At 41.5% G+C, this 15128-nt stretch carries 14 protein-coding genes; 8 read left to right on the top strand and 6 right to left on the bottom strand.

What is annotated here, in order from left to right; genetic code table 11:
* Positions 1-361: 361 nt before the first annotated feature.
* From BBP83_RS00420 to BBP83_RS00400, 5 genes are all read left to right on the top strand, one after another.
* Entirely contained in the window at positions 362-1954 is a 1593-nt protein-coding gene (locus BBP83_RS00420; protein WP_068885460.1) for a peptide chain release factor 3, read from the top strand.
* Positions 1955-2048: 94 nt separating this feature from the next.
* Positions 2049-2873: a hypothetical protein gene (locus BBP83_RS00415; protein WP_068885459.1), complete on the top strand. Its 825-nt coding sequence runs from the start codon at positions 2049-2051 to the stop codon at positions 2871-2873.
* A gap of 73 nt (positions 2874-2946) precedes the next feature.
* A complete protein-coding gene (locus tag BBP83_RS00410) occupies positions 2947-3894 on the top strand; it encodes an RsiV family protein (protein ID WP_068885458.1) in 948 nt (315 codons plus the stop codon).
* Positions 3894-4721 carry a TatD family hydrolase gene (locus BBP83_RS00405; protein ID WP_068885457.1) on the top strand — a complete coding sequence of 276 codons (828 nt, stop codon included), beginning with the start codon at positions 3894-3896 and terminating at the stop codon, positions 4719-4721. Before BBP83_RS00410 ends, BBP83_RS00405 begins: the two co-directional genes overlap by 1 nt.
* Positions 4722-4823: 102 nt before the next feature.
* Positions 4824-5630, top strand: a complete 807-nt coding sequence (locus tag BBP83_RS00400) for an enoyl-ACP reductase FabI (RefSeq protein ID WP_068885456.1) — start codon at positions 4824-4826, stop codon at positions 5628-5630.
* 205 nt (positions 5631-5835) lie between these two features.
* Here BBP83_RS00400 and secB read toward each other — a convergent pair whose 3' ends face one another.
* The 4 genes from secB to rsgA form a co-directional block, all read right to left on the bottom strand.
* Entirely contained in the window at positions 5836-6294 is a 459-nt protein-coding gene (gene secB, locus BBP83_RS00395) for a protein-export chaperone SecB (RefSeq protein ID WP_068885455.1), read from the bottom strand.
* Between the two features lie 43 nt (positions 6295-6337).
* Positions 6338-6592 (bottom strand): glutaredoxin 3, encoded by a 255-nt coding sequence (gene grxC, locus BBP83_RS00390; protein WP_068885454.1) that lies wholly within the window; start codon positions 6590-6592, stop codon positions 6338-6340.
* 20 nt (positions 6593-6612) lie between these two features.
* Positions 6613-7020, bottom strand: a complete 408-nt coding sequence (locus tag BBP83_RS00385) for a rhodanese-like domain-containing protein (protein WP_068885453.1) — start codon at positions 7018-7020, stop codon at positions 6613-6615.
* A 94-nt stretch (positions 7021-7114) separates the two neighbouring features.
* Positions 7115-8173, bottom strand: a complete 1059-nt coding sequence (gene rsgA / locus BBP83_RS00380) for a ribosome small subunit-dependent GTPase A (RefSeq protein ID WP_068885452.1) — start codon at positions 8171-8173, stop codon at positions 7115-7117.
* Between the two features lie 123 nt (positions 8174-8296).
* On the opposite strand from rsgA, the gene orn reads away from it, so the two are divergent.
* From orn to BBP83_RS00365, 3 genes are all read left to right on the top strand, one after another.
* On the top strand, positions 8297-8854 hold the full coding sequence (gene orn, locus BBP83_RS00375; protein WP_068885451.1) for an oligoribonuclease: 558 nt from the start codon (positions 8297-8299) through the stop codon (positions 8852-8854).
* A 129-nt stretch (positions 8855-8983) separates the two neighbouring features.
* The gene (locus BBP83_RS00370) at positions 8984-9754 is read left to right on the top strand and encodes a tRNA threonylcarbamoyladenosine dehydratase (RefSeq protein WP_068885450.1); all 771 of its coding nucleotides are present in this window, start codon (positions 8984-8986) and stop codon (positions 9752-9754) included.
* Between the two features lie 114 nt (positions 9755-9868).
* Positions 9869-11683: a tetratricopeptide repeat protein gene (locus tag BBP83_RS00365; RefSeq protein WP_068885449.1), complete on the top strand. Its 1815-nt coding sequence runs from the start codon at positions 9869-9871 to the stop codon at positions 11681-11683.
* Between the two features lie 49 nt (positions 11684-11732).
* Here BBP83_RS00365 and BBP83_RS00360 read toward each other — a convergent pair whose 3' ends face one another.
* Together BBP83_RS00360 and BBP83_RS00355 are read right to left on the bottom strand one after the other, a co-directional pair.
* On the bottom strand, positions 11733-13136 hold the full coding sequence (locus tag BBP83_RS00360; RefSeq protein WP_068885448.1) for an efflux transporter outer membrane subunit: 1404 nt from the start codon (positions 13134-13136) through the stop codon (positions 11733-11735).
* 10 nt (positions 13137-13146) lie between these two features.
* Complete coding sequence (locus tag BBP83_RS00355; RefSeq protein WP_068885447.1) at positions 13147-15126, bottom strand: MacB family efflux pump subunit; 1980 nt, start codon at positions 15124-15126, stop codon at positions 13147-13149.
* Positions 15127-15128: the final 2 nt, after the last annotated feature.

Here is a 15128-nt window from a genome sequence, read left to right as displayed (position 1 = left end):
AAGTATCAAGCAGTAAAAAATTAAATTTCAAGTAATTTATAATTATTTATTAGTGACTTATATGTTTAATGTGACTTTAATCGCTTCCGTAAAATATATAAAAAGGACTCTTTTTATAAAAATGCTTACTTTTACTTATTATTTTAAAATTCTGCTAATTCAAGATGTAACATGAATATAAATTTTAGCTCATTCAGTAAAAACGATTTAGCACAGTCATTTACACATAGGCATCAACTGGCTGATGAGCTAAGTCTTTTGATATTGGTGAATGCTTTTAGAAATCTGCTACAATTGCGCCAATTTTTAAATTGATCAGATCTGATCTTTTGCGCTGCGCGTCTGCAGCAGGTACCTTTTCATGAGTTTCAAACAAGAATTGGCGGCGCAGGTCGCTCAGCGACGTACATTCGCTATTATTTCCCACCCCGATGCTGGTAAAACCACCATGACAGAGAAATTACTGTTATGGGGGAAAGCTATTCAAGTTGCAGGTATGGTGAAAAGCCGTAAGTCAGACCGTGCAGCCACATCAGACTGGATGGAAATGGAAAAAGAACGGGGTATTTCGATTACCACGTCGGTTATGCAATTTCCATTTAAAGACAAAATGATTAACCTGCTTGACACCCCAGGGCATGAAGATTTCTCTGAAGATACTTATCGAACCTTGACGGCAGTAGACTCTGCTTTGATGGTAATTGATGGTGCAAAAGGGGTCGAAGCGCGTACTGTGAAATTGATGGAAGTGTGTCGTATGCGCGATACGCCAATCATTTCATTTGTAAACAAAATGGATCGCGAAATTCGTGAACCTTTAGAACTTTTAGATGAAATTGAAAATGTTCTGAAAATTAAGTGTGTACCCTTAACATGGCCTTTAGGTACAGGTCGTGATTTTGCAGGGGTATTTAACCTAATTGAAGGCAAATTTTACGTCTATAAAGCTGGTTTTGGTTCAACCATTACTGAAATGGAAGTACGTGATGGCTATGACTATCCTGACTTACGTGAAAAAGTGGGCGAGTTGGCTTGGGCAGCATTTGAAGAATCATTAGAATTGGTACAAATGGCAAATGAGCCATTAGACCAAGAAGAATTTTTGTCAGGTCGTCAAACGCCTGTACTCTTTGGTACAGCTTTAGGTAACTTTGGTGTTGACCATGTATTAGATACTTTTAGTCAATATGCACCTGCGCCAAAAGCACATCCGACAGCAGTGCGTACTGTTGAAGCCACAGAAGAAGGCTTTACGGGCTTTGTGTTTAAAATTCAAGCGAATATGGATCCAAAGCATCGTGACCGTATCGCATTCATGCGAATTTGTTCAGGCAAATATGAACGAGGCCTGAAAATGAAGCATGTACGTCTTGAAAAAGATGTGCGTATTAGTGATGCCTTAACCTTCTTGGCGGGTGACCGTCAGCATTTAGAAGAAGCATGGCCGGGCGATATTATTGGTTTACATAACCATGGCACCATTCAAATTGGCGATACTTTCACTTCAGGTGAAATGTTGCAATTTACGGGTATTCCACATTTTGCACCAGAAATGTTCCGCCGTGTTCGCTTGAAAGATCCTTTAAAGTCGAAACAACTGCAAAAAGGCTTAAAAGAACTTTCAGAAGAAGGTGCAACACAGGTCTTTATGCCACAGCATAACAATGACTTAATTGTTGGTGCAGTGGGTGTGCTTCAATTTGAAGTGGTGGCATACCGCTTGAAAGAAGAATACAAAGTTGATTGTGTTTACGAGCCTGTAAATATTAATACTGTGCGTTGGGTTTCTTGCAATGATGAAAAGAAATTTAATGAATTTAAGAAAAAAGCCCACGACCAATTGTCTGTCGATGGTGGTGGTCATTTAACGTATTTGGCGCCAAGTCGTGTGAACTTACAATTGATGCAGGAACGTTATCCAGACATTCAATTCCACAATACACGCGAACACTAAGTCCTAGATAGATAGAAAAATAAAACAGCTTCAGATGAAGCTGTTTTATTTTGTGTTAAATTTATCGCCATTTCAATTTTTAGCTTAAAATACTATGAAACCCATTCAGCATATCGCAGGAATTTCACTGGTCAGCATGGCTTTGCTACTGAGCGCTTGTGATGATGCTCAAAAACAACCACAACCGAAAAATGAAAAAAAAACTTCTATTTTTGAAGCGGAAAAAATTGATGTATTGCCCTATCTAAATATTCAGGAACAGCCTGCAAAAATGGCAGTTCCATTTTGTGAAAATAAAAACTGTATCGATTTAGAAATTCAAACCATTCAGACCGCAGATGTGTGGCTCAATACTTGGATTGAACGTAATCAAGCACAGGTCATTCAAGATCAAATTGAGCAAAAACAAAACTTAAATTTACAACAGGCCATCAATGCTTACGTTAAACAATCAGATGCATGGCAGGCGGAATTTAAAACCAATCAACCCTATTCTTTAGCGATGTATACTCGCATTCCTTATCAGCGCAATCAATATGTACTGTTGCAAGTCGGGGTAGATACCGCCCAAGAAAATATTAAAGTGAAAGATCGGCATTATTTTTTTGTCGCAGACCGTCGTACACAGAAAAGCTTAACGCCACTGGATATTATTGATGCCAAGCAACAAATAAAAATGAATACACTGGTACAAGAAGCCTATGCCAAATGGTTGAAAGAGCAAGAGGTTACAGTCCGTGCAGCTGCGCCGAAAAAATTGTATTGGGGGCAGGCAGACTGGTTTTTCGATCAGGAAGGGATTGGTTTACATTACAGAACACATGAAATTGTGAAAGATGGTAAACAATTGGATATTTATTTAAGCAAACAGCAAACACAGCAGGTCTTGAAAGCTGAGATATATCAGCATATGTTTTAGGTCTATTGAATATCAACGCTGATCGCTTATTCGCAATGCAATAAGCGTAATCTAAAAGAAGATAGGTAAATGCATGTTAAAGCAAAAAAATATTTGGATCATGACGCTATTGGCATCAGCCGTTTTACTCAGTGCCTGTCAACCACAAAAAGCTGAACCACAGCCTGAAACTGAAAAGCCTAAAACGACTGTACCAGATCAGCAGATGAAACTAATTGGTGATACTGAAACGCTGACATTGAATTTACCTGAATGTGACGGTAAGAGTTGTCCTGAAATTAAAATAGAGCGTTTAAATACCAATCAAAGCTTTATTGATGCTTATATTGATCAGGAAATTTTAAAACTACTGAGCCAAATTTTATCGATAGAACCTGCCAAAGATCAGACAAAATTGGCCAGTCGTGAAGCTACAGCTAGCTCAGAAGCGACAACTCCATTGGCTCAAGTGGCAACGCCTAAATTAATTTTAGAACAGCAAACTGAACCCTTCATGCAAGCCTTTTTAAAGTTAGATAAAGAACTAAAAGCCCTCAGTTCTGCACAGCAAATTAGCTTGATGATTAAACCTAAAATTTTAAATGCAGAAAAGCCTTTGGCTACAGTGGTTTTGAACAGTAGTAGCTATTTAGGCGGTGCGCATGGCGCATCGAGCCAGCAATATTATAATTTTGATTTACAAAGTAAAAAACGCATTCAGCTAGACGATATTTTGTTACCACAACAAAAAATGGCACTTCAAAGTAAAGCCTATGAGGCCTTTAAAGTTTGGGTGATGGATGCCAAGTTAGCCAATAGTATTGAAGAATATGAGCAGATTTGGAAATTTAAGTTATCGGATAATTATTATTTAGCAAAAAATGGTCTGGTGTTGCAATATGCAGAATATGAGATTGGGCCTTATGTTGTGGGTTTACCACGTTTAACCATTCCTTATGATCAGCTGAAAGGTATTTTGAAGACGCAGTATTTTCCAGTCAGTGATCCAGTACCTGCTTCAGAAGCCAAAGTTAAATCTTAATGTCCATTCAGCCGTTTTTGTTTGATACCCATACCCATTTTGACGTTCCCGATTTTGATCAAGATCGGGATGTATTGGCTTATACTGCAAAGCGGGCAGGGGTAGAGCGGCTGATTTTAATTGGATTTGTGCAAGAGCGATTTACCGATTTAGTCCAAACACAACATTATTTAAATAGCTTACAACATGCGCCAAAAAGCTATTTAGCACCCGGCTTGCATCCGTTTTATATCGAACAGCATCACACTGGTCATTTATACGATTTAGAACATATTTTGAAAACTGAACAGTGCGTTGCGATTGGTGAAATTGGTTTAGACACTTTTTTGCCGCAACATAAACAGGCTGATGCTTTTCATAAGCAAAAACAGTTTTTTGTGGCGCAGTTAGCTTTGGCAACGCAGTATCAAAAACCAGTGTTATTGCATATTCGTAAGTCTCATGCAGAGGTGCTAAGAATATTGAAAGCACAGCACTTTCAATGGGGGGGCATTGCCCACGCTTTTAGTGGCGGGGTAGAAGAAGCCAAAGCATTGATCAAACTTGGGTTTAAAATTGGGGTCACAGGGCAAATTACCAATCCCAATGCAAAAAAACTACATGCGGTTGTGCAAGCTGTAGGTGCGTCACATTTGGTTTTAGAAACTGACTGTCCAGATATGACGCCGTTGTGCTGTCAACACGATACCGCGCACCGTACACGTAACACACCAGCCAATTTGCCTTATGTACTACAAGGTTTGGCACAAAGCTTACAAATGGATCAAACTTTGTTGGCTGAACAGCTGTGGAAAAACTCATTAGAGGCCTTAGGTTTAGCCCAGTAATTAACAGCATTTTCGATTTGCTGAAAAAAAGGTGCATTATGCAATTTCTAAAATGCTCTAGACTTGGCATTATGCAATTAAATTTGATCGAGTGAAATTCACATGGCACAAGGACTATTGGCAGGCAAACGCTTTTTAATTGCAGGCGTTGCGAGTAAATTATCGATTGCTTTCGGTATTGCCCAAGCATTGCATCGCGAAGGTGCAGAGTTAGCGTTTACATATCCAAATGATAAATTAAAAAAACGTGTCGATGATTTTGCTGCACAATTCGGTTCTACGCTAGTTTTTCCATGTGATGTTGCCGTCGATGCTGAAATTGAGACAGCATTTACAGAGCTTGCAAAGCACTGGGATGGTTTAGATGGCGTAGTCCACTCTATTGGGTTTGCCCCAGCGCATACTTTAGATGGCGATTTCACTGAAATTACAGACCGTGATGGCTTTAAAGTCGCACATGACATCAGTGCTTATAGCTTTATTGCAATGGCACGTGCGGCCAAGCCACTTTTGGCTGTACGCAAAGGTTGTTTATTGACCCTAACGTATCAAGGATCTGAGCGTGTAATGCCAAACTACAACGTGATGGGGATGGCAAAAGCATCGTTAGAAGCGGGTGTGCGTTACTTAGCGTCTAGTTTGGGTGCTGAAGGTATTCGCGTGAATGCCATTTCTGCGGGCCCAATTCGTACATTGGCTGCATCAGGCATTAAATCTTTCCGTAAAATGTTAGATTTAAATGAAAAAGTTGCGCCACTTAAACGTAATGTCACAATTGAAGATGTGGGTAATGCTGCATTGTTCCTTTGCTCACCTTGGGCAAATGGCATTACAGGTGAAATTATGTATGTCGATGCAGGTTTCAATACGGTGGGTATGAGCGCTGAATTGATGATGGATGCTGAATAATGAACTCCTCCCTTTTTTAAAGGGAGGATGGGGAGATTCAATGAAATATCAGAATTATTTTGATAATGAATCCTCCTCTTATCCCTCTTTATTAAAGGGAGAGTGATTTTTTCACTCTCATCCCGACCTTCTCCCAAAGAGAGAAAAGTAAAAGCAATAAAAAAGACCGCAAAAGCGGTCTTTTTTATTGCTTAAAGTAAAGCGATTAAGCTTGACCTTCAGCGGCTGCAACTTGCGCGCGATCTAAGTTCGCTTCAAATTCAGCATCAAAGTTAATTGGTGTTAAAAGCAATTGTGGGAAGCTACCTTTAGTTACCATATCATTCACAGATTCACGTAAAAACGGGAACAGAATGTTTGGGCAATAAGCACCCAAAATGTACGGAAGACGCTCTTCTTCAACGCTGTCAATCAAGAAAATACCAGATTGAGTCACATCAACAATAAATGCAGTCTCGCCCGCATTATTTGCTTGAACCACAACTTTTAAAGACACTTCAAAGTGAGTTGGGTCAATTTTTTCAGCAGATGAAGACAAGTTAATGTTCAGTTCAGGCTGCCATTCTTTGGTAAATACTTGCGCCCCAGGCACTTCAAAAGAAATATCTTTGGTGTAAATACGCTCTAAAGCAAGTTGCGGTTGAGCTTGTTGTTCTTCACTCATTCTTTAATCCTTAATATTATGAAGATGTGATGTTATCTGACCATTAAGCCAGTAATTCGTCGAGCTTGCCTTCGCGTTCTAATGCATACAGCTGGTCAAAACCGCCAATAAACTGCTCACCAATAAAAATTTGAGGAACAGTGCGGTGATTGGTGCGTTGCATTAACTCCATACGGACTTCAGCTGCTTCCGTAGATAAATTAATTTCTTTATAAGCCACGCCTTTACGCTCTAAAAGCTGTTTTGCTCGAACGCAATAAGGACACACGGAGGTTGAATAAATTGTTACTTCAGCCATTTTCTTTCTCCTTTTGCGTATTATTTGCTTTTGATTAAAGGTAAGCCTTGGGCTTTCCAGTTGCTAATACCGCCATCTAAACGGTAAGCATCAGCATGACCCACTTGTTGTAATGCTGAACCGGCCACTTGGCCTAAGTTACACACAAATACCAACGGGCGGTCAGAAGTTTTTAACTCTTCTAGATGCTGTGTAAGTTGGCTATACGGAATATTACGGCTACCACTGATATGGCCTTCACGGAAATCTTTCGCATCACGTAAATCGATCAGCATGGCATTTTTAGCTTTGACTAAAATTCCCAAAGACTGTGGTGAAATTTTGCGGCCATTACGCTGACCTTCTAAAACAAAGAACAGCACCACTAATATAGCGAGTGTGCCAAATAAGAAGGGGTGATTCCCCATAAATCCGAACCAACGTTCCACAAGTCACCTAATCACAATTTAAAAACTGCCAAGAGTATAGCTGATAAATATGGTGATCAAAATCACCGCTTCAAGGGTTAGAGCTGAATAAAAACTAATTTTTTTGCTGTGCTTCCGCAATTTCATCAATTAAACGCAAATAGCTTTCTAAACGTCTAGGTAAAATTTCACCTGCAGAGGCTGCTTGGCGTAAAGCACATTGTTTTTCATGTTTATGGGTACAGTTCCTGAATTGGCAATAACCCAATAAATTGAAAATTTCAGGGAAACCATTTTGTACATTTTCAATGTTTAAATGCCACAAGCCAAATTCACGAATACCGGGTGAGTCAATCAGGGCTGCATTTTCACCAAAGGCAATTAAACGGGTCGAGGTCGTGGTGTGTTGACCTAGTGCCGAATTTTCTGAAATCACATTGGTTTTTTGAGCGGCATCAGGAATGATGGTATTAATCAGTGAGCTTTTACCTACACCAGACTGTCCGACAAAGGCGACCGTTTCACCAGCTAGACGCTGTGCCAACTCAGTCAGATCACCATCAGATTGGGTCAATAAAATTTCATAGCCTAAATTTTTATATTCTTCAACCAATGTTAAAATAGGATCGTTTTCTTTCACTAAATCCATTTTATTTAGCACCAGTAGGGCTGGAATATCTGCACTGGCACAGGCCACTAAATAGCGGTCAATTAAGCCGGGTGCAACTTCTGGGAAAGAGGCAAATACAATCACAATTAAACTGACATTGGCTGCCACAGGTTTAACTTTATGGTAGCGGTCGGGGCGGGTCAGTAAAGACTGGCGTGGATGAATGGCGGTAATGATTCCCAACCCTGTGTTGGGGTCAGCTTGCCATTTCACGCGGTCACCTGTGACCAAGGCTTCTAAATTGGTACGTGTATGACAGCGCCAAACACTGCCCAATTCAATGGGCTTCCAAGACGGTTCTGGCTCGCCTGCTAAGACTACAGGCTTTTCAGGATGTATCTCTGGCGTGGATAAGGCTTGAACCTCTAACTGACGACCATAATGCTGAACCACAAGCCCTTCAAGATCACTGGATGTATCAAGGTCTTCCTGACGGGATTTCTGTTGTTGCTGAATGCGGCGTTGTTGCTGTTCAGTCAAACGGCGCTTACGAATTAAAGCCATTCATATCCTAAAAAACCATAAAAACGAGAAGGCAAAAATAGCATGAAGCGGGGTCTATTTACAGCGCGAGACTGATAAATTTGCTACTATAGTGGTTTTTCAGCCCAATAAGATTGCACATTTATGAGCAGCACACCGGATACCCGTCTCATTTGGATTGACCTTGAAATGACAGGTCTAGATACAGATAACGATCGAATTATTGAAATTGCGACCATTGTAACCGATGACAAGCTCAATATTTTGGCGGAAGGCCCTGTGCTGGCGATCCATCAGTCTCCTTTGATACTCAATGCGATGGATGAGTGGAATACCCGTCAACATGGTCAGTCTGGCCTAATTGAACGTGTGCGCCGGAGTAAACTGACCGCACAAGATGCAGAACAGCAGACCATCGAATTCTTAAAAAAATGGATTAATCCAAAAGTATCGCCAATGTGCGGTAACTCTATTTGCCAAGACCGTCGTTTTATGCACCGTTTGATGCCTGAATTGGAACAATTTTTCCATTATCGTAATTTAGACGTCTCTTCAGTTAAAGAATTGGCAAAACGCTGGCGCCCTGAAATTATGGATGGCTTAAAGAAAAATGCTTCACATTTGGCCATGGACGACATTCGTGACTCCATTGCAGAATTAAAATATTACCGTCAGTATTTTTTCATTATGAATAACGACTGATGCTGTGAAGGTGAAAAGGGGCGAATAGCCTCTTTTTTTATGGGTGGGATTAAAGTGGGTATAACGTTTATTTTGGTGTCGAATTTGCTAAAATAGCGCGCTATTGTGACTGAAGATTAAGCTGAAAGAATGACTGAATTGTTCCAAGATGATGAATATGATCGCCGATTTGCAGGTGTTGCAAAAATTTATAGCGAAGATACATTCAGTCATTATGAAAAAAGCCATGTCATGGTTATTGGTATTGGTGGCGTCGGTTCTTGGGCGGTGGAAGCCTTAGCGCGAACAGGTGTAGGTGAACTTACCCTGATCGATATGGATGTGGTGGCAGCCTCAAATATTAACCGTCAATTGCCTGCCATGAGTTCAACACTGGGTATGGACAAAATTGAAGTGATGGCAGAGCGCTGTCGATCAATTAACCCACGAATTAAAATTAATTTAATTGATGACTATTTAACACCTGAAAATGTTAAAGAACTATTGGCCGAAGCACCTGATTTAATTTTAGATTGTATTGATGATGTCAAAGCCAAATTAGCACTGATGCTACATTGCCGATTTAATAAAATTCCATTAATTGTCTCGGGTGGCGCAGGCGGCAAGCTCGATCCTTTAAAAATTCGTGTGGCCGATTTATCTAAAACCGAACAAGATCCGATGTTAGCTAAATTGCGGACGCAGTTGCGTAGTAAGGGGATTTGTAAAAAGCCAAAAGAAAAATTTGGTATTACCTGTGTGTATTCCATTGATAATCCATTTTCGAGTGCAGAAGTATGTGCAAGTGCAGGCTTGCGCTGTGGAGGATATGGTTCCGCAGTGGTTGTGACATCAAGTTTTGCCATGATTGCGGTGGCTGAGGGATTGAAAAAGTTAGATGCAAAACGTCTGAAACTTTGAATTAGCACGCACTTTTTAAAAAACAAAAGCGCCAGTTACGGTGCTTTTTTTTGTTTCAGGACTTAGAATAAAACACAATATTTTAAATAATAAATTTGACCGTATGGAGTTGCTATGTGGTTCATGCTGATCTTAATTTTGGGGATTTTAGGGCTGGGGTTTTGGATGTGGAAACGTCCAGATCCTGTTGAACGTGATCAAGCAAAAGCAGTACAACATGATTTATGGCTCGATCAAATTGACGCACAATTGAAACATGCTGAGCATTTAAGTTGTGATCAGGGACAGCCAAATTATGCACGAGCCTATGACATTTATAGTCAATTGGCCAAACAACACGAATTGCCGCAGGCGTATACCCAAATGGGGTTAATGCATTTATATGGTTTGGGGCGAGAGAAAAATCCACCGCATGGCATTGGCCTGCTTGAAAAAGCTTATCGCTTAGGTGGGGATGAAGCGGCTTATCAGTTGGGCATCTGGCATGAAACGCAACTGCAAGACTTAGAAAAAGCACTTTATTGGTATCGTCATGCAGTTGCATTGGGACATCTAGATGCTCAATATCGTATTAATGGATTATCTAATCCTAACGATCAGGTCTCTGAACAACACTTGAGTCTATTGAAGCGCAATGCTGAAAATGGTCATGCCAGTTCACAATATCAGCTCGCGCAATATTATTTAACGCAAATAAAAACACCGAATATCAGTGAAGGCTTGCATGCCTTATTTCAAGCTGCAGAGCAGGGACATTTAGTCGCCAATCAGCAACTTTATGAATATTACCAGTTTGGTCAGTTTTTGCCTGCCAATGAGCAATGCGCTCTACACTATTTGAAAGTTTGTATTGCCTTGGGTGATCAAGCGTTATTACCTATTTATCAGCAAGCAGTGTTGATGGGGAAATATGATATTGATCAGCGTCAGCGAGTATGGTCTGATTTATTAACACAGGCCAAAGAACATCAAAATTTAAAAGCCAAAGCATTATTGGGGCGTGCTTATTTTCATGGCTGGTTTGTCGATAAAAATGAAACCATGGCGTTTCGCTACTGGTCTGAGGCTGCACAGGAAAAAAATGCAGAAGCCTTATGCGCAATTGCTGCTTTGTATTACGAAGAGCATTTGGTGGCAAAAATACCCGAAAAGACCTTTGAGCTGTATCAGTATGCACATGAAATTGAACCCAATTACATGAGTTTGATGGGGTTGGGATTATGCCATTTGCATGGTGTTGGAACCGTTCAAGATATAGCCAAGGCAGAAGCATATCTTCAACAAGCAGCCGAGCAAGGTTGGCGGTATAAAATTAAAAATAGCGTAGATCAAAACTATGTTATTGGCTTGTTTTATTGCATGGCCTCTTATCCATTACCTGATAGAAATAAAGCCTTGGCATATTTAGTTCAAGCTTCCGAGCAAGGTTGTACAGATGCCCTGTGGACGTTTTATCAACTTTATGCGGGGCAACTTATTTCCACTGTAAATGATTTTGAACAAGCACGGATTTATTTACAACAAGCAGCCGACGCAGGTCATGTTTTAGCGCAAGTTACGTTAGGTTTAGGGCTTTCTCAAGATGATCATTCACAGCAAAACTTGCTCTTGGCACAGCAGTATTTAAAACAAGCCGCAATACAGGGCAATGGCGTCGCATTGAACCGTTTAGGTGAAATTTATGCGCAAGGATTAGGGCAAGAAGCTGACCTTAATGTGGCCTTAGAATATTACCAACAGGCCGCACAACATGCCAATCCAGATGCTTATGGTCATTTGGGGCAAATGTATTTGTATGGGCAGGGCGTTGAACGGAATTTGCATACAGCACAGTGTTGGCTTGAAAAAGGGCGCGCTATGAGGCACCCACGGTCTATTGAACTGTTAAAAAATATTGAAGCCTATTTGAATCAAGAATCAAAATTTTAATAAAAAAACCGAAGTAAGGCTTCGGTTTTTTTATATCTTAATTGGTCTTTTAGGCTGTGGGTGCAACAGGACTACCACCCAAGGCTTGCATAAGAGTGACATAAGCATTGTATTGGCTCTGTTTGGCTTGAACCAAAGCCAAACGCGCATTTCGCGTGGTTTCCTGTGCATCAAGCAGGTTCTTAAGTGCAATGGCGCCGTTACGATAACGCACTTCAGTAAGACGTTCAGTTTTTTCTGCCAATTGCACATTACGTTCTTGCAAGGCGACTTGCTTGTTTAATTCGGTACGGTTGGATAAGGCATTTTCAACATCGGCAAAGGCTTGATACAGCGTTTGACGATATTGCACAATGGTTTTTTCATAGTCTAAATCGCTAATCGCTAAATCTTTTTTCATATCATTATATTGCAAAAAAGGTAGGCTTAAGCTTGCGCCTAAAGTCAGGGCTGGATTTTGCAATAAATTACTTAATGAGGTGCTAGAAGAACCTAAATTACCGGTCAAACTAATAGAAGGGTAATAGCTGGCTTTGGTTGCATCTTTCGTGGCTAAGCTTTTGCGTAGACGTAATTCGCTGGCCTGTAAATCTGGACGACGCGAAAGAAGCTCTGCAGGTAGGCCAGAGGCAATATTGGGCAAAGCGATACGGGGTAAACGTTGTGGTTCTGCAATATTCAGTTGTTGTACAGGCTGATTGAATAGCACAGCAAGTGCTGTACGGGTTTCAACTTTCAGCTGTGCAATTTGGCTCAAAGTCGCTTTTTGGCTTTGTACAGATTGTTCGGCTTGGGTCAAATCTAGCCCCGAAACTGCCCCTGCGCGGTATTGCACACGTACCAATTCATAGGTTTTTTGTGTGGTCGCAAGGTTTTGTTTCGCAATGCTATCGCGTTCATTTAAATAACCCAGTTGCCAATATAAATTGGCCACAGTACCCACTAAACTTTGCGCAGTGGCTTGTAAGTCTTGTTCTGTGGCTGAAGCTTCCCATTTACTGGCTTCAGTTTGACGCGCCAATTTGCCAAATAAGTCGAGTTCATAACTGACACCCGCACTGAGCGATACGCCACGTGAGTGATCATCACCTGAATGTAGGTCGATATTATGTCCAGCAGAAGCGCTAGAACTGACACGCGGACCTTGTTGGTTTTGAGCCAAACCTGCTTTTAAACGAGCTTGTTGTAGATTAATGCCTGCCACAGCCAAATCTGAATTGGCCTGAAAAGCCTGTTGAATCAGCTGATTCAGTTGTGCATCACCAAACAGCGTCCACCATTGGTCAGCATAGGCATTGGCCTGGACTTGTTTACTCAATACTGTACTGTTTTGAAAGCTGGCTGGAATCGTCACAGCAGGGGCTTCATAAGGCGATTTGACCATGGCAGCACAGCCCACCAATGTGCTACTTAGAATGAAGGCACTTGCAAGTTTGGTTAAATTCATTTGCATCATAAGTTTCTTATTCTCTAGAGAGTGCATCGACAGGGTTTAAACGCGCGGCATTACGTGCTGGAATAAAGCCAAACACAATACCAATCATACTCGAGCAGACAAAAGCAGCCACAATCGAGGTGGTTGAATAGGCCATTTGGAAGGTGTCGCCTGCAAAATGACTGATAATTTGTCCAATGCCTAAGGAAAGCAGAACACCTAAAATACCACCCAAAATACACACCAATACCGCTTCAATCAGGAACTGTTGCAAAATGTCACTTTGACGTGCGCCAACCGCCATACGCACCCCGATTTCTTGAGTCCGTTCGGTCACTGAAACCAACATAATATTCATGACACCAATCCCCCCGACCACCAATGAAATAACGGCAATGGCTGAAACCAGTAAAGTCATGGTTTGGGTGGTTTGCTGAATAGTTTCACGAATACTATCGGAGTTTTGGGTAAAGACATCTTGTGCGCCGTGGCGTTGTACCAATAAATTCAGAATGGCATTTTCAGCGACAGCACTAGGGTACTCATCTTTAATCCGCACAATAATGCTACGAACATTGGACTGCCCCAGCATACGACTCATGACGGTTGAATAGGGTAAATACACATTTAAGCTGTCCGAATTCCCCATCATACTTTTTTGTGCATCGACCACACCAATAATACGGCTAGGCACGCTACCCAGTAAAATGACTTGTCCAACAGGGTTTGTGCCATCACTAAAGAAGGTGTTTTTAGTGTTGGCATCAATGACCACGTCTTGGGCTTGTTCGGTCACGCTTTCTTTATCAAAAGCTTGGCCAGAAGCAAAGGTCATACCTTTGACATAGAAATAATCGGCGCTGACTCCGTTGACTGTGGCAGATGCTTCGGTGTCTTTAAAACGTGCGGTGACATTGCTGGAAACGGTTGGACTGACCCCATCCACATAGGGCTGTTCAGCCAAGGCTATACCGTCAGCGGGAACAAGGGTTTTGACTTGGGCGGATCTTGAATTATCACCAAAGCCACGACCTTGGTACACCGTAATGGTATTGGTGCCTAAGCTACTGATATTTTCTAAAATCTGTTTTTGCGAACCGTTGCCCAGTGCGACGACTGAAACCACCGAGGCAATACCAATAATAATACCCAACATGGTCAAAAAAGTACGCATGCGGTGTGCATTCATGGCCAATAGCGCCATACGGAATGCTTCGCTTAGGCGGTCAACTGCCGAATGCCACGGAGAGGTTCTTTTTTTAATCGTGGGTTGAAGTTCTTGCTTTTCTAAAGGTTCATCATCATTTTCTGGAATATTGGCTTCATCAGAAATAATGTTACCGTCACTAATTTCAATAATACGTGAGGCATTTTTAGCGACGTTATGGTCGTGCGTAACCAAAATGATGGTATGACCTTTGGCATTCAGTTCACGCAAAATACGCATGACTTCAATACCACTGTTTTTGTCCAATGCACCTGTGGGTTCATCGGCCAAAATCACATCGCCACCATTCATTAAGGCGCGGGCAATGGAAACCCGTTGTTGTTGCCCGCCTGAAAGTTGGCTGGGGCGGTTTTGGACTTTTTCTGCCAGACCCAAATTACTGAGTAATTGTTTGGCGCGTTCTTGGCGTTCAGAGGATTCTACCCCTGCATAAATGGCAGGGACTTCAACATTGCCTGCAGCGTTTAAATCACCTAGCAAATGATAGCGCTGGAAAATAAAGCCAAAATACTCACGGCGTAATTGTGCCAACTCATCTGCTTCAAGCTGACGTGTTTCACGACCTTTTACTTTATAACTACCATGCGTGGGCTGATCGAGACAGCCCAAAATATTCATCAGGGTCGATTTCCCCGAACCTGACTGACCGACAATCGCCACCAGTTCGCCTGGGTAAATCTCTAAATTGATACCTTTAAGAATCTGAACTGTAGTTTCGCCTGCGGGAAATTCACGAGTCAGATCCTTCACCTCAAGCAGAGGTTTTCGCTGTTGACTCATGA

This window comes from Acinetobacter celticus (assembly GCF_001707755.1).
Classification (GTDB): domain Bacteria; phylum Pseudomonadota; class Gammaproteobacteria; order Pseudomonadales; family Moraxellaceae; genus Acinetobacter; species Acinetobacter celticus.
The sequence above is the reverse complement of the archived record's forward strand: the minus strand, read 5'-3'. Positions and strand labels throughout refer to the sequence as shown.

What these genes read in the sequence shown, in the direction of transcription:
- BBP83_RS00420 (WP_068885460.1), top strand. Translation starts at nt 362, where the DNA reads ATGAGTTTCAAACAAGAATTGGCGGCGCAGGTCGCTCAGCGACGTACA.
- BBP83_RS00415 (WP_068885459.1), top strand. Translation starts at nt 2,049, where the DNA reads ATGAAACCCATTCAGCATATCGCAGGAATTTCACTGGTCAGCATGGCT.
- BBP83_RS00410 (WP_068885458.1), top strand. Translation starts at nt 2,947, where the DNA reads ATGTTAAAGCAAAAAAATATTTGGATCATGACGCTATTGGCATCAGCC.
- BBP83_RS00405 (WP_068885457.1), top strand. Translation starts at nt 3,894, where the DNA reads ATGTCCATTCAGCCGTTTTTGTTTGATACCCATACCCATTTTGACGTT.
- BBP83_RS00400 (WP_068885456.1), top strand. Translation starts at nt 4,824, where the DNA reads ATGGCACAAGGACTATTGGCAGGCAAACGCTTTTTAATTGCAGGCGTT.
- secB (WP_068885455.1), bottom strand. Translation starts at nt 6,294, where the DNA reads ATGAGTGAAGAACAACAAGCTCAACCGCAACTTGCTTTAGAGCGTATT.
- grxC (WP_068885454.1), bottom strand. Translation starts at nt 6,592, where the DNA reads ATGGCTGAAGTAACAATTTATTCAACCTCCGTGTGTCCTTATTGCGTT.
- rsgA (WP_068885452.1), bottom strand. Translation starts at nt 8,173, where the DNA reads ATGGCTTTAATTCGTAAGCGCCGTTTGACTGAACAGCAACAACGCCGC.
- orn (WP_068885451.1), top strand. Translation starts at nt 8,297, where the DNA reads ATGAGCAGCACACCGGATACCCGTCTCATTTGGATTGACCTTGAAATG.
- BBP83_RS00370 (WP_068885450.1), top strand. Translation starts at nt 8,984, where the DNA reads ATGACTGAATTGTTCCAAGATGATGAATATGATCGCCGATTTGCAGGT.
- BBP83_RS00365 (WP_068885449.1), top strand. Translation starts at nt 9,869, where the DNA reads ATGTGGTTCATGCTGATCTTAATTTTGGGGATTTTAGGGCTGGGGTTT.
- BBP83_RS00360 (WP_068885448.1), bottom strand. Translation starts at nt 13,136, where the DNA reads ATGCAAATGAATTTAACCAAACTTGCAAGTGCCTTCATTCTAAGTAGC.
- BBP83_RS00355 (WP_068885447.1), bottom strand. Translation starts at nt 15,126, where the DNA reads ATGAGTCAACAGCGAAAACCTCTGCTTGAGGTGAAGGATCTGACTCGT.